The sequence below is a fragment of the uncultured Formosa sp. genome, from assembly GCF_947500765.1.
Classification (GTDB): Bacteria; Bacteroidota; Bacteroidia; order Flavobacteriales; family Flavobacteriaceae; genus Formosa.
The window spans coordinates 1-207 of record NZ_CANMTH010000087.1 but is presented as its reverse complement, the minus strand read 5'-3'; the positions used below and the strand labels follow the sequence as shown (position 1 = coordinate 207).

The following is a 207-nucleotide window of genomic DNA, read 5'->3' as shown; positions in this document are numbered from 1 at the left end:
GGCGCTAGTGATTCCACCACGTTTACAGCAAGTTATACCATTACACAATCAGATGTAGATGCGGGTAGTGTAAGCAACCAAGCGACAGTAAGCGGAACAGATCCTAGCGGAGATTCAGTATCAGATCTTTCAGATGATCCAACCGATACCACCAATGCCGATGCCAATAACGATGGCGAACCTGATGATGCAACTGTCACTACTTTA

At 45.9% G+C, this 207-nt stretch carries 1 protein-coding gene; it reads left to right on the top strand.

Annotated features, from left to right (window positions below):
• On the top strand, window positions 1–207 hold a 207-nt coding region (locus Q1B05_RS18685; protein WP_299782985.1), incomplete at both ends, for a hypothetical protein.